The sequence below is a fragment of the Sphaerisporangium sp. NPDC004334 genome, from assembly GCF_053602655.1.
Map to the genome: position 1 here is coordinate 255,502 of NZ_JBSGDZ010000010.1, position 11,796 is coordinate 267,297.

Consider the following 11,796-nt stretch of genomic DNA (forward strand, 5'->3'; position numbering starts at 1 on the left):
GCGTGGCGGACGGCGGCCACGGCCCGGTCCCGATATCCGGACATGTGATGGTGTACGCCGAATGTCGGCGTTTGCAATAGGCGGCGCGCGCAACTACCGTCAGGACGGTACCGCTGAACGCGATCGTCTGGAGCCTCGCCATGCACATCGACCTGACCGGCCGCACCGCACTCGTCACCGGGTCCACGTCGGGCATCGGCCAGGCCATCGCCACCGCCCTCGCCCGGGCCGGCGCCGGCGTCGTGGTCAACGGCCGCGACGAGCGGCGCACCGAGGACGCCGCCGCCGCGATCGGCGAGGCGAGCGGCAACCCCGGCGTCCGTGCCGTGGCCGCCGACGTGGCCACCGAGGAAGGCGCGGACACGCTGTTCGCCGCCGCGCCCGAGGTCGACATCCTGGTCAACAACACCGGCGTCTACGGCCCGGCGCCGGTGTTCGAGATCCCCGACTCCGAGTGGCGGCGCTACTTCGAGGTCAACGTCCTCAGCGGCGTGCGCCTGGCGCGGCTGTACGTGCCGCGCATGGTCGAGCGGGGCTGGGGCCGCGCGATCTTCATCAGCAGCGACTCGGCGATGATGACGCCCACCGAGATGGTCCACTACGGCATGACCAAGACGGCGCAGCTCGCGGTCTCGCGGGGCATGGCCCAGTCGGTGGCCGGCAGCGGCGTCACCGTCAACTCCGTGCTCGCCGGGCCCACCCTCACCGAGGGGGTTCAGAAGTTCATCGGCGAGCTGTTCGGCGACGAGGTGCCCTTCGAGGAGGCCGAGCGCCGTTTCATCGCCGAGGGCCGCCCCACCTCCCTGCTGCGCCGCCTGATCCGCCCTGAGGAGATCGCCAACCTGGTGACCTACCTCAGTTCGGACCTCGCCTCGGCCACCACCGGCGCCGCCCTCCGCGCCGACGGCGGCGTCGTCCCCACCCTGATCCCCTGACCGCGGACCTGTGCACCCTATTTCGGCAAACACGGCCTTCGGTCGTTTGTCCGGTCCGAGGCCGGGGAGTGCATCACGCGCACCCTGAACGGGGCGTCCACGGCTTCGCGGAGCCCGCTCCGCCGGCCGGCGACGACCCGCCGGCCGAGCACGAACCAAGGCGATCACGTAAGGCGATGACCATGACCGGCGTACCCACCATCACGCTCAACAACGACGTGCGAATCCCACAGCTCGGTTTCGGCGTCTTCCAGATCCCGCAGGACGAGACGGTGGCCGCCGTCACCACCGCGCTGGAGTCGGGCTACCGCAGCATCGACACGGCGGCGGCCTACGGCAACGAGCGGGGCGTCGGCCTCGCCCTGGCCGAGTCCGGCCTGCCGCGCGAGGACGTCTTCGTCACCACCAAGCTGTGGAACAGCGCCCAGGGGTACGACTCCACGCTCGCCGCGTTCGACCAGAGCGCCGCCGAGCTCGGCCTGGACCAGATCGACCTCTACCTCATCCACTGGCCCACACCGGCCCGCGACCGCTACCTCGACACCTGGCGCGCGTTCGAGAAGCTGTACGCGGACGGCCGGGTGCGCGCCATCGGCGTGTCCAACTTCCAGCCCGGCCACCTGCGGCGCCTGCTCGACCACTGCGAGATCCCCCCGGTCCTGAACCAGATCGAGCTGCACCCGAACCTGCAGCAGGCGGAGCTGCGCGCCTTCCACGCCGAGCACGGCATCGCCACCGAGGCGTGGAGCCCGCTCGCCCAGGGCGGCCTGCTGAAGGACCCCGCCATCACCTCGATCGCCGAGCGGCACGGCAGGACCCCGGCCCAGGTCATCCTCCGCTGGCACCTCCAGCTCGGCTCCATCGTGATCCCCAAGTCCGTCACGCCCGAGCGCATCCGCGAGAACCTGGACGTGTTCGGCTTCGAACTCACCGGCGACGACATGGCCGCCATCGCCACCCTCGACACCGCCACCCGCACCGGCCCCGACCCCGACACCTTCAACTGACCACTCTGTCCGACGCTCCGCCGGCCCGGTCGGGCCGTTCCCCGGCGCCGGGGAACGGCCCGCTTCAGCCGGTCGCCAGGATTTCGCGGGCGTTCGCCAGCCACGAGCCGAAGACGCGCACGCTGTCGATGATCTCGTCGTGGTGCTCGGACAGGAACCGTTCCTGGTACGCCTTGCGCACGGTCTTGTAGACGCCGACGAAGTTGACGCTCTTCTGGCAGGAGGCGTCGATGGCGGCCACCCGCCTCTCCTCCGCACTCGCCGGAGTTCCCTTCTGCCGGGACCACCGCGGGTCGAGCCGTGCGAGCATCGGGTCCGGATAGGCCAGGCCGTTGGCGGCCATGCACCGCTTCCAGTCCTCGATCGCCTCGCGGACTCTGCTGTCCGTACGGGCACGAGCCTGGGAATCACCGGCGAGCATCCGCGCATCGACCGGCAGTCTCGGCAGCCGACCACGGACCTTCCGCTCTCCCTCTCCCAGGCATCCCCCGGAGAATCCCGCGCCGGGCGGCTGCTCGCCCGGCGCGCCCCGGTAGGCCAACTTCTCGGCCTCGCTCAGCGGGCGTCTCTGCGAGTCGCCGGGAAACCCGGACGGCACCGGATCAGGACCGGGGGGCGCGTAGCCCGACCTGGCGGCCTTCACCGGGTCGAGATACGGGAAGAAGTCGTGTTCGACGTCCTTTCCTCCACGTCGAATACGGGAAAGGTCGGGCGCACGCCAGGAGCGGTGGCCCAGGGCGTGCATGCACGAGGCCGCCACGACCTCCACGGCCGCCCCGACGGTCGCGATGTCGACGATGGACGGGAGATACCGATCCAGGGGCATCGCGACCGGCGCATCGCCGGTCACCACCATGACGGCTCCGATCGCCGGCTCGGGCACCGCGGACTCGGATGCCGCGGATGACGACGACCCGGCGATGGGCGAAGAGGAAAGCGGAGGCGAGGACGACGATGCGGCCCCCGAGTGGCCGGGCGGAGTGGACGACTCTCCCGACGGTCTTGTCTGGGAGCCGACCTCCGTCAGGTCCGGCGTTCGGTCATCGAGGAGAAGCACCACCACGAACGTGGCGAGCACCACAGCACACACGAGAATGCTCAGTAAGCGCCCCAACCCCACAACCGATCGCCCCCGCCTTCACTCAGCTTCCGAGGTCACCGTTTCCGACGCCGGCGAGGAAGGCGCTCCACTCCCCCGCCGAGAACAGCAGAACCGGCCCCCCGGACACCTTGCTGTCCCGGACGCCGACAACCCTGCCGAGGTTGCTCGCGACCTCGACGCATCCACCGCCACTCGAGCCGCTGTATGTGCTCTTTCTCCACATCGCTCCCGCAAGGGCAGCACTGTTGCGGTTCATGCGCTCCACTGCTCCATCGAGTCCTTGATCAGGGCCAGCGATGCATCTTTTGGGTAGGCATCGGCTCGTATTATGTCCCACCGCCCGCGAATGGACATCACCGGTCCGCGATCGGCCGTCACCACGCCATCGCCCGAGGACTCGATGTACACGGTATCGGGCCCGTCAGGACGCTCGGCGATGATGAAAGCGCTCAGGAGTCCGGCAGTACTGTTGCCCCCATAAGGGACGACCTGAATCACCACATTGGGACGCCTAGCGACGTCGAGAAGGTACTGGATCTGATCGCGCATAACCTCATCCGTGCCAATCGGACGCCGCAACACCCCCTCATCGAGGATGATCCATACCGAAAGGGTACTTTCGGCATCCAAGATGGACTTACCTCGCATGCGCGCCGCCACCCGTTCTTCACGGTCCAATTCGGTGATCTTCGGTTCTCCGCCTATGACGTACCTCGCGTAGTCCTCTACCTGCAGGAGGCCGGGGATCAGGAGGGGGTCCCAGGTGCGCAGGACGGTGGCTCGGGGTTCGATCCCTTCGAGCCAGCGGGCGAACCAGGCAGGGCCCGGGGTCTGGAGCACGAACTGGTAGAGGCGGTGGAAATGGCCGTCCAATCGGAAGATGTCATCGCACTGCTGCACGAATTCCGGAGAGGGCGGTCGTTCACCGCGTTCGATTTTGCCGATCATGTCCGGACTGTAGGTGGTACGTTCGCCCAGTTGCGGCTGGGACAATCCGATCCGCTTCCGGCAGCGGCGCAGTTCGCTGCCGAAGAAGGCGCGCGGGCTCGTATTCGGATCGAGGTCGCGTTCCCGTCCCACCACACCTCCGAACAGCCGGGCGAGCGCCGTTTCCCCGCGGTTTCGCATACCGGCTCCGGCGAATGAGAGACCGATCGTGACGCGATCCGGACAGCCGTTCGTCCGTGCAGTGTCCTCGCGTTCCGGCTACTGGAACGACCGCCGATGGGCAGTCTGAGCCCGTGGTCCCCGGAGGCCCGATCGGATGGGTCGCGGGCTTCGGGGACCGCCGTACCGACGAGGCGGCGAAGGGTGCGACCTCACCGACCTGCCTGAACACCTCAAATATGGACAGAGTAGGGTCTTCCAGGTCATATGCGGCATAGACAAGGACACACATGAGCGGGACTCCGGACGGGCAACGCGCCGCGTACTGGGACATCCCCCGGGATCCGACCGTCCTCGCGGACGTGCGGAAGATGATCCGGCAGACCTTGAGCAAGTGGCAGCTCGCCGGGGCGGGCGACGACCTCACCGACGACATCGTGCTCGCCTCGACCGAGGTGCTGAGCAACGCCGTCCTGTACGGGCTGCCGCCGATCCGGTTCACGCTCCGGGTGTCCGGGGAGACGCTGCTCGCGGAGATCACCGACCACGGGGCCGGACGGCCCGAGCGCCGGAGCGGCACCGACGACGACGAGCACGGACGTGGGCTGACCATCGTCGAGGCCCTCTGCGACGACTGGGGCGTCCTACCCTCCCCGGAGGGCCCCGCCAAGACCGTCTGGTTCCGCAAGAAGTGCCCGCCTGACGACTCCACCGCCTGACCGGCCGCCGCCGGCCAGGCCCCCGCTCCCGCCATCCACGTCACTCCGGCCAGTCGGACTTCAGGATGACCTCGACGAAGTCGATGTGCCGGAACCCGGGGACGTAGTGCTCCAGGACGTCGGCGTTGACGGTGCCGAACGTCGTGTCCGGGCGGTGCTTGAAGCCGTCGGTGAACGCCTGGAGGATGCGCCGCTTGAAGTCCGGGCGGGGATGGGCCGCCGTGACCGCCGCGACGTCGCCCGGGTCCAGCTCCCGGTAACCGATGCCGAGAACGTCGGTCTCCACCCCGGCGGTGACCAGGGCGACCTCCGGTTCGAGCCGGTAGGGGATCTCGGGGGTGGTGTGCAGGGCGATGCCCTCCCACACCTTGCGGATGTCCGCCTCCGGGACGCCGTGCGAGGCGAGGAACCGGCGCGCCTCGTCGGCCCCGTCCAGCTCGAACCGCTGGTCGTCGCGCCGGAGCCGGTCGGTCAGCCCGAGATCGTGGAACATCGCGCCCACGTACAGCAGCTCGGGATCGGCCGTGAGGCCGAGCCGGCGCCCCTGGAGGGCGCCGAACAGGTAGACGCGGCGGGAGTGGTGGTACAACAGCTCGGGCGCGCTGTCACGGACCAGCTCGGTCGCCTCGGTGGCGAGCGCCGAGTCCGGGATGGCGACGCCTGCGATGATCTCGCTCATATCGGGGACTCCTTGTGTTGCGACGGAGGCCGGCCCTGTGGGCTCGCCCTCCGCGAAGCCGGCGTCTTCCCCTCCACTGTCGCAACTCATCCCCCGCCGCCGCGCCCGCGCCCCTGGACCTCCACCCCACAGATCAGGACACGGCGGGATCCGCCCGGCACCCCCGGCGACGTGCACGTGCACGGGCGGTAGATGATTGGTCGATATGGACGAGCTGATTCTTCTCCGGCACGGCGAGACCGAGTGGAGCCGCGACCGGCGGCACACCGGCCGCACCGATCTTCCGCTGACGCCCAAGGGCGAGGACCAGGCCAGCGCCCTGGCGCCCGCGCTGAAGGACAGGACCTTCTCGCTCGTCCTGGTCAGCCCGGCGGAACGGGCCCGGTACACGGCCGAGCTGGCCGGTCTGACCGGCGTCGAGACCGACCCCGACCTGTGGGAGTGGGACTACGGCGGCTACGAGGGCATCACCACGGCCGACATCCGCGCGGAGCGGCCGGGCTGGTACCTGTGGCGCGACGGGGTGATCCCCGGGGACGCCGAGCACCCAGGGGAGACGATCGAGCAGGTCGCCGAGCGCGCCGACCGGGTGATCGCCCGGGTCAGGGACGTCGAGGGCACCGTCGCGCTGGTCGCGCACGGCCACTTCCTGCGCGTCCTCACCGCCCGATGGCTGGAACTGCCGCCGCGGGAGGGCCGCCACTTCGTGCTCGACACCGGCACCATCTCGGCCCTCGGGTACGAGCACGGCGAGCCGGCCCTCACCCGCTGGAACGCCCAGGTCACCCCCTGAACGTCCGGCATCGGCGAGGGGGCGCGCTCCCCGGAGATGGCGCGCCCCCCGGTGCGTTCCGGCTTCGCGGATCGCCCGGGCCGGGCCGTCAGGCGGACAGGCCGTGCGCCTCCGCCAGGAGTTCGGCCGACCTGATCGACGCCTTGGCATCCGGTGAGGCGAGCGAGACGATCAGCTCGTCCGCCTGGGCGTGCTCGGCGAACTCGGACACGTAGGCCGCGGCCTCCGCCGGGTCGCCGACGGCGAAGTACTTGGTCATCCGCCCGATCTGGCGCCCCGCGGGCGAGGCCAGAAGCATGTCGGCCTCCTGCTCGTCGTACGGCCGTCCCGCCGCGAGGAAGTTGTGCACCCTGAGCCGCAGGGCGGCGAGTTGCTGCTCGCGCGCCTCCTCGGTCGTGTCCGCCGCGATCACGCTGAGCGCGGCCATGACGTACGGCCGGTCGAGCTGGGAGGACGGCTTGAACTCACGGCGGTAGAGGGCGACGGCCTCCTCCAGCGCGTCGGGCGCGAAGTGGGAGGCGAACGCGTACGGGAGCCCGAGCGCCGCCGCGAGCTGGGCGCCGAACAGGGAGGAGCCGAGGATGTACAGCGGCACGTTGGTGCCCTTGCCCGGGATGGCGTGGACGCCGGGGATGCGGCTCTCGCCGGTCAGGTAGCCCTGGAGCTCCAGCACGTCCTGCGGGAAGGCGTCCGAGGAGGTGGGCGTGCGCCTCAGGGCCCGCATGGTCTGCTGGTCGCTGCCCGGGGCCCGGCCGAGGCCGAGGTCGATGCGCCCGGGGTGAAGGGTCTCCAGGGTGCCGAACTGCTCGGCGATGGTCAGCGGGGAATGGTTGGGCAGCATGACTCCGCCCGATCCGAGGCGGATCGTCCGGGTGTGCGCTGCCACGTGCGCGATGACCACGCTGGTCGCCGAGGACGCGATGTACCTCATGTTGTGATGCTCCGCGTACCAGACGCGCCGGTATCCGAGCTCCTCGGCCCGCTGGGCGAGGGCGACGCTGGCGGCGAGACTGTCGGAGGCCGTCCCTCCCTCACGGATGTACGCAAGATCCAGGATGGACAGCGGCAGAGCCATGGAGAAACGCCCTTTCACCCGATGACGGCACGAACGGAGGTATGCAACAGCCACTCGGCCATGACTATTTCCCTCCGGCCGGCCCACCCGTGAAGGTGGCCGATCGGCCGGCTCCCACGCGATCGCCACCTTGGAGCGGGCACGCGGTGAGCGGTCGCCTGGTCAGGCGCGGTCGGCGGGCGGTGCGGAGATCAGCGGTAGCGGAGGCCGGACAGGCGCCAGGCCAGGTCGCGGCGCACCGCGGGGTGCAGGGTGACCAGCCGGAGTGCCAGGTTACGCAGCGGCGTGAGGCGGCGGTCGGCCGTGGCGAGGCGGGTCAGGCGGTCGGCGAGGGAGACGACCTGCTCGGCCACCGGCCTGCGCGTCGCGCCGTAGGCGTCCAGCAGGTCGGGCGATCCTCCGGCGAGGACCTCGTCCAGGGTGCGCGCCAGGGCCGCCGCGTCGGCGATGCCGGTGTTCATGCCCTGGCCGCCGGCCGGGCTGTGGACGTGCGCGGCGTCCCCCGCGAGCAGGACGCGCCCGGCCCGGTAGGTGTCGGCGATCCGGTGCTGGACGTGGAACCGCGACCCCCACAGCACCTCACGGACGATCGCCCGCCGTACCCGCGGCCCCCGCGTGTCGAGCAGGTCCTGGACGAACGCGGCGTCCGGTTCCTTGGGCGCCTCCCGCACGGTCGCCACGATGCGGTGGACGCCGCCGGGGAGCGGGGCCACGACGACCAGCCCGGCGGGCGAGAAGTACAGGATCACCTCGTCGTCCGGCACCCCGCCGACGGTCAGGCGCACGTCGGCGAGGCTGAAGGACTCGGCGTAGGCGCCGCCGGTGAACCCGATGCCCGCCTGCTCGCGCACGGTGCTGTGCATGCCGTCGGCGCCCACCAGGTACCGCGCGCGGACGGTCTCGCCGGTCGTGAAGGTGGCGGTCACCCCTGAGGCGTCCTGTTCGAACGCCGAGAGCGTGGAGGGGCGCAGGACGTGGCCGCCGAGTTCGGTGAGCCGTTCCAGCAGCACGGCCTCGGTGACCTCCTGGGAGATCATCAGGGTGTAGGGGTAGGGGGTGGGCAGGCCGCCGAAGGGCACCGGCACCAGCACGCGGTCCCGGTCGCGGACGGTGAAACGGGGCACCGGCAGGCCGCGCGCGACGAGCCGGCCGGCCACGCCGTAGGGCTCCAGCACCTCGAGGGTGCGGGCGTGCACGACGGCGGCGCGGGTGGTGGTGTCCGCCGCGGCGCGCGCGTCGACCACGGTGACCGATCGTCCTTGATGGACGAGGCCGAGGGCGGTGGTGAGCCCGGTGGGGCCCGCGCCGACGACCAGTACGTCTGTGGTGGCTGGGGGGAACATGGCGACCTCCTGTGTCAACGCTTGTTGGTCAACAACCGTTGGCATAAGTCTGCGTCGCCGGAATCGTCATGTCAACAGGCGTTGGCCTACACTTGTTGGCATGAGGAGATCGTCCGAGGACACCAAGGCCGCGATCCTGGCGGCCGCGCGCGAGCGCTTCGCGGCCGACGGGTACGAGCGCGCCACCATCCGCGCCATCGCCGCCGACGCCGCCATCGACCCGTCGATGGTGATGCGCTACTTCGGCAGCAAGGAGAGGCTCTTCGCCGCGGCCGCGGACTTCGACCTCCGGCTCCCCGATCTCACGGCGATCCCCCGCGACCGGCTCGGCGCCACGCTGGTGGCCCACTTCCTGGAACGCTGGGAGGCCGACGAAGCGCTGATGGTGCTGCTGCGCACGAGCGTGACCAACGCGGAGGCGGCCGGCCGGCTGCGGGTGATCTTCGCGGGGCAGCTCGGGCCGACGGTCGCCGTGCCCGCGGCCGGCCCCGCCGACGCCGCGCGGCGGGCCGGCCTGGTCGCCACCCAGGTGCTGGGCATGGCGCTGTGCCGCTACGTGTTGTGCCTGCCGCCGGTCGTGGAGATGACGCGCGACGAGATCGTCGCCTGGCTCGCCCCCACGGTCCAGCGCTACCTCACCGCCCCTTCCTGAGGGGCACGGCGGCAGAGCGCGTCAGAGGGAGGACGGGCGGACCGGAGCGAGGCAGGGGCGGGTCAGAAGGAGGTGACCGGCTTGGGCTGCGGGCCTCGGCCGGTCAGCCACTCAAGGACCTTGCGGTGGCCGTGGCGGGCGTCTTCGAAGTGGCCCCAGCGCCAGTATCTCGGCTGGTCCCTGACCCCGGTGACCCAGGTGCGGTAGGAGACCGGGCGGCTGCCGTCCTCGGTGGAGGCCGCGGACGCGACGCCGTACGTACGGATCACGACGCGGCCCCCCGGCGCGAACAGCACATCATCGGCTACGGGGTAGAGAGTCATCTGATCCAGCATCACGGGCCCCCACGAACTTCACGAAGAAGCGAACGGGACCAGTGTGCCGGGCCGATGGACGACCCCGGTTACGCGATCAGCGCTCTCCGGTTAACCGGACGCGCGATATGTGAACAGGGTGTTACGCGACCAGATTGTCGAACTCGCCGTCCTTGACGCCGAGCACCAGGGCCCGGATCTCGTCAGCGGTGTAGATCAGGGCCGGGCCGTCCGGGAATCGGGAGTTGCGGACGGCGACGCCCCCGTCGGGGAGTTTCGCAAGCTCGACGCAGTTGCCCTGCGAGTTGCTGTGAACACTCTTGCGCCACGCGACGCCGGTGAGGCTCGTGGCCGGCATTCCGTTGTATGGCTGGTTCATCTAGATCTCTCTGAGTATGTCGCCGAGTATCTCGGCAGTGCCCCCGGGCGTTGTGCTCTCGATGCACAGCTGTTCCATGGCCGTGAGGTACGGATCGATGTCCTCACGCTTGTCCAGATAAAGGGCACCCCACAGCTGCTCGACGTAGACCACGTCCGATAGGTCGGACTCCGGAAAACGCAGGATGGTGAACGCTCCACCCTCGGCCGCGTGCATACCGAACTGGAACGGCATCACCTGCAAAGTGATGGCCGGCAGGCTGGCGACGGCCATCAGGTGCTGCAACTGCTCGTACATGATCTCTTTGCCACCGATGGGCCGCCGCAGCGCGGCCTCGTCGATGACGGCCCAGAGTTTCGGTCCGTCGTTGCGCAGGAGACGCTCCTGCCGGTGCAAGCGCAGATGCACACGGCGTTCGATCTCGTCGTCGGACACATCCGGGTACCCGAGCCTGATCACCGTCCGGGCGTACGCGGCCGTCTGGAGCAGCCCCGGTATGAACTGCACCTCGTAGGTGCGGATCACCGACGCCGCCTCCTCGAGCCCGACGTACGTCGAGAACCATGCGGGGAGCAGGTCGCTGTACTTGTGCCACCATCCAGGGGTGTTCGCCTCGCGGACCATCTCGAGCAGCCCACGGCGGTCGGCGTCGTCGTTGACGCCATAGAGCGTGAGCAGATCCTCGACGTCACGCGTCTTGAACCCCACCCGTCCAAGCTCCATGCGGCTGATCTTGGACTCGGAGGCGCGGATGTGGAATCCCGCGACCTCGCGCGTTAGCCCGCGCTCCTCACGTAGCCTGCGTAGGCTAGCGCCGAGCATGATGCGCCGAACCGTTGAGCCCGAGCCAGGCGGATCGATGGACACGTGCTTTCCTCCGGTTGTGGACTGGTTCACAGTCTGTCAAAGATCGCGCGTGAGGTCCCCCTTCGGTTTCACTCCCAAGGGCAACCGTAGCGGTTGCACGCCCCTTCTGCACGTGCATTCGCTCTTGCACCTGCACATGAGTTTGGCCCATCATGATCTCGTGCACTCCACGGACCTGACACGTGGGCCGAACCAGTGGTCGGCATTCGACTGGTGGCCTCCCATCGGCTGGTGGCCTCACCCCGCGCGCGATCTCGCTCCCCCGGAGGCGGGCACGTCCAGTGCCACGTTCGTGCTGCCTCCCCGCCCGGAGTCCGTCCACTCCGCGCGCAGCTTCGCGGCGGGCAGCCTGATCGGCTGGCGCATGCGCGACCTGGTGCAGGACATGGAGCTCGTGGTGTCGGAGCTGGCGACCAACGCGCTGCGGCACGGCCTCATGCCCGGCCCGTGCGAACCGCGCCACAGCGTCTGCGAGCCCATCCGCATGTCCATGATCCGCATGGGCTCCCTGGTCGGCTGCGTCTTCGCCGACCCGGGGTCGGCGGCCCCCGTGATGCGCGACCCCTCGCCGCTGGAGACCGGCGGCATGGGCCTGCACATCGTCGAGTCGATGAGCCTGCGCTGGGGGTGGAACCCCCTGCTGCCCTACGGCAAGGTCGTGTGGGCCGTTCTGAAGAGCTGATCGAGGTCCCGGGGCCGTCCTGAGCAGGTGAGCGACGCCGGACGCCGGCGACGCGGCCCGGTCCCCTCCACCGCCACGGCCGGCGCACCGTCCCGCGCCGCGGGAAACGCGTCAAGGATTCGGGGGTGTATTCCGCAAGGTC

15 protein-coding genes are annotated in these 11,796 nt (G+C 70.0%); 6 read left to right on the forward strand and 9 right to left on the reverse strand.

All coding sequences use genetic code 11. The features are described 5' to 3' along the window. The first annotated feature begins 140 nt into the window (after positions 1-140). On the forward strand, positions 141-935 hold the full coding sequence (locus ACWEN6_RS15380) for an SDR family NAD(P)-dependent oxidoreductase (protein WP_354931207.1): 795 nt from the start codon (positions 141-143) through the stop codon (positions 933-935). A gap of 182 nt (positions 936-1,117) precedes the next feature. After that, entirely contained in the window at positions 1,118-1,942 is an 825-nt protein-coding gene (locus tag ACWEN6_RS15385; RefSeq protein ID WP_452570769.1) for an aldo/keto reductase, read from the forward strand. 64 nt (positions 1,943-2,006) lie between these two features. Here ACWEN6_RS15385 and ACWEN6_RS15390 read toward each other — a convergent pair whose 3' ends face one another. The 3 genes from ACWEN6_RS15390 to ACWEN6_RS15400 form a co-directional block, all read right to left on the reverse strand. Then, the gene (locus ACWEN6_RS15390; RefSeq protein WP_452570770.1) at positions 2,007-2,798 is read right to left on the reverse strand and encodes a hypothetical protein; all 792 of its coding nucleotides are present in this window, start codon (positions 2,796-2,798) and stop codon (positions 2,007-2,009) included. A gap of 286 nt (positions 2,799-3,084) precedes the next feature. Next, positions 3,085-3,300 carry a DUF397 domain-containing protein gene (locus tag ACWEN6_RS15395; protein ID WP_452570771.1) on the reverse strand — a complete coding sequence of 72 codons (216 nt, stop codon included), beginning with the start codon at positions 3,298-3,300 and terminating at the stop codon, positions 3,085-3,087. Next, positions 3,297-4,172, reverse strand: coding sequence for a helix-turn-helix domain-containing protein (locus ACWEN6_RS15400; RefSeq protein ID WP_452570772.1), 876 nt, complete (start codon positions 4,170-4,172; stop codon positions 3,297-3,299). The genes ACWEN6_RS15395 and ACWEN6_RS15400 overlap by 4 nt, the downstream gene beginning before the upstream one ends. Before the next feature lie 269 nt (positions 4,173-4,441). Here ACWEN6_RS15400 and ACWEN6_RS15405 point away from each other — a divergent pair, with 269 nt between their 5' ends. After that, entirely contained in the window at positions 4,442-4,870 is a 429-nt protein-coding gene (locus ACWEN6_RS15405) for an ATP-binding protein (protein ID WP_452570773.1), read from the forward strand. 40 nt (positions 4,871-4,910) lie between these two features. On the opposite strand, the gene ACWEN6_RS15410 is transcribed toward ACWEN6_RS15405, so the two are convergent. After that, entirely contained in the window at positions 4,911-5,549 is a 639-nt protein-coding gene (locus ACWEN6_RS15410) for an HD domain-containing protein (RefSeq protein ID WP_452570774.1), read from the reverse strand. Between the two features lie 205 nt (positions 5,550-5,754). Between ACWEN6_RS15410 and ACWEN6_RS15415 the strand changes: the two genes are divergently transcribed. Further along, positions 5,755-6,342 (forward strand): histidine phosphatase family protein, encoded by a 588-nt coding sequence (locus ACWEN6_RS15415; protein WP_452570775.1) that lies wholly within the window; start codon positions 5,755-5,757, stop codon positions 6,340-6,342. A gap of 88 nt (positions 6,343-6,430) precedes the next feature. Here the strand turns inward: ACWEN6_RS15415 and ACWEN6_RS15420 are convergent, their stop codons facing one another. After that, positions 6,431-7,417, reverse strand: coding sequence for an LLM class flavin-dependent oxidoreductase (locus tag ACWEN6_RS15420; RefSeq protein WP_380826039.1), 987 nt, complete (start codon positions 7,415-7,417; stop codon positions 6,431-6,433). Positions 7,418-7,608: 191 nt separating this feature from the next. Continuing rightward, positions 7,609-8,760 carry an FAD-dependent oxidoreductase gene (locus tag ACWEN6_RS15425; protein WP_452570776.1) on the reverse strand — a complete coding sequence of 384 codons (1,152 nt, stop codon included), beginning with the start codon at positions 8,758-8,760 and terminating at the stop codon, positions 7,609-7,611. Positions 8,761-8,860: 100 nt separating this feature from the next. Here ACWEN6_RS15425 and ACWEN6_RS15430 point away from each other — a divergent pair, with 100 nt between their 5' ends. Then, a complete protein-coding gene (locus ACWEN6_RS15430; protein ID WP_452570777.1) occupies positions 8,861-9,412 on the forward strand; it encodes a TetR/AcrR family transcriptional regulator in 552 nt (183 codons plus the stop codon). A 62-nt stretch (positions 9,413-9,474) separates the two neighbouring features. Here ACWEN6_RS15430 and ACWEN6_RS15435 read toward each other — a convergent pair whose 3' ends face one another. The 3 genes from ACWEN6_RS15435 to ACWEN6_RS15445 all read right to left on the reverse strand — a co-directional run bounded on the left by ACWEN6_RS15435 (position 9,475) and on the right by ACWEN6_RS15445 (position 10,927). Further along, positions 9,475-9,735: a hypothetical protein gene (locus ACWEN6_RS15435; protein ID WP_354843809.1), complete on the reverse strand. Its 261-nt coding sequence runs from the start codon at positions 9,733-9,735 to the stop codon at positions 9,475-9,477. Positions 9,736-9,868: 133 nt separating this feature from the next. Then, positions 9,869-10,105, reverse strand: a complete 237-nt coding sequence (locus tag ACWEN6_RS15440; protein ID WP_248959591.1) for a DUF397 domain-containing protein — start codon at positions 10,103-10,105, stop codon at positions 9,869-9,871. Beyond that, positions 10,106-10,927, reverse strand: a complete 822-nt coding sequence (locus ACWEN6_RS15445; RefSeq protein ID WP_354843887.1) for a helix-turn-helix domain-containing protein — start codon at positions 10,925-10,927, stop codon at positions 10,106-10,108. It lies immediately after the preceding gene. A 205-nt stretch (positions 10,928-11,132) separates the two neighbouring features. On the opposite strand from ACWEN6_RS15445, the gene ACWEN6_RS15450 reads away from it, so the two are divergent. Next, on the forward strand, positions 11,133-11,654 hold the full coding sequence (locus ACWEN6_RS15450; protein WP_380826033.1) for an ATP-binding protein: 522 nt from the start codon (positions 11,133-11,135) through the stop codon (positions 11,652-11,654). Positions 11,655-11,796: the final 142 nt, after the last annotated feature.

Coding starts and splice junctions, on each gene's coding strand:
- ACWEN6_RS15380 (WP_354931207.1), top strand. CDS start 141: ATGCACATCGACCTGACCGGCCGCACCGCACTCGTCACCGGGTCCACG.
- ACWEN6_RS15415 (WP_452570775.1), top strand. CDS start 5,755: ATGGACGAGCTGATTCTTCTCCGGCACGGCGAGACCGAGTGGAGCCGC.
- ACWEN6_RS15435 (WP_354843809.1), bottom strand. CDS start 9,735: ATGACTCTCTACCCCGTAGCCGATGATGTGCTGTTCGCGCCGGGGGGC.
- ACWEN6_RS15420 (WP_380826039.1), bottom strand. CDS start 7,417: ATGGCTCTGCCGCTGTCCATCCTGGATCTTGCGTACATCCGTGAGGGA.
- ACWEN6_RS15430 (WP_452570777.1), top strand. CDS start 8,861: ATGAGGAGATCGTCCGAGGACACCAAGGCCGCGATCCTGGCGGCCGCG.
- ACWEN6_RS15400 (WP_452570772.1), bottom strand. CDS start 4,172: ATGCGAAACCGCGGGGAAACGGCGCTCGCCCGGCTGTTCGGAGGTGTG.
- ACWEN6_RS15425 (WP_452570776.1), bottom strand. CDS start 8,760: ATGTTCCCCCCAGCCACCACAGACGTACTGGTCGTCGGCGCGGGCCCC.
- ACWEN6_RS15385 (WP_452570769.1), top strand. CDS start 1,118: ATGACCGGCGTACCCACCATCACGCTCAACAACGACGTGCGAATCCCA.
- ACWEN6_RS15440 (WP_248959591.1), bottom strand. CDS start 10,105: ATGAACCAGCCATACAACGGAATGCCGGCCACGAGCCTCACCGGCGTC.
- ACWEN6_RS15390 (WP_452570770.1), bottom strand. CDS start 2,798: ATGGTGGTGACCGGCGATGCGCCGGTCGCGATGCCCCTGGATCGGTAT.
- ACWEN6_RS15405 (WP_452570773.1), top strand. CDS start 4,442: ATGAGCGGGACTCCGGACGGGCAACGCGCCGCGTACTGGGACATCCCC.
- ACWEN6_RS15445 (WP_354843887.1), bottom strand. CDS start 10,927: ATGCTCGGCGCTAGCCTACGCAGGCTACGTGAGGAGCGCGGGCTAACG.
- ACWEN6_RS15395 (WP_452570771.1), bottom strand. CDS start 3,300: ATGAACCGCAACAGTGCTGCCCTTGCGGGAGCGATGTGGAGAAAGAGC.
- ACWEN6_RS15410 (WP_452570774.1), bottom strand. CDS start 5,549: ATGAGCGAGATCATCGCAGGCGTCGCCATCCCGGACTCGGCGCTCGCC.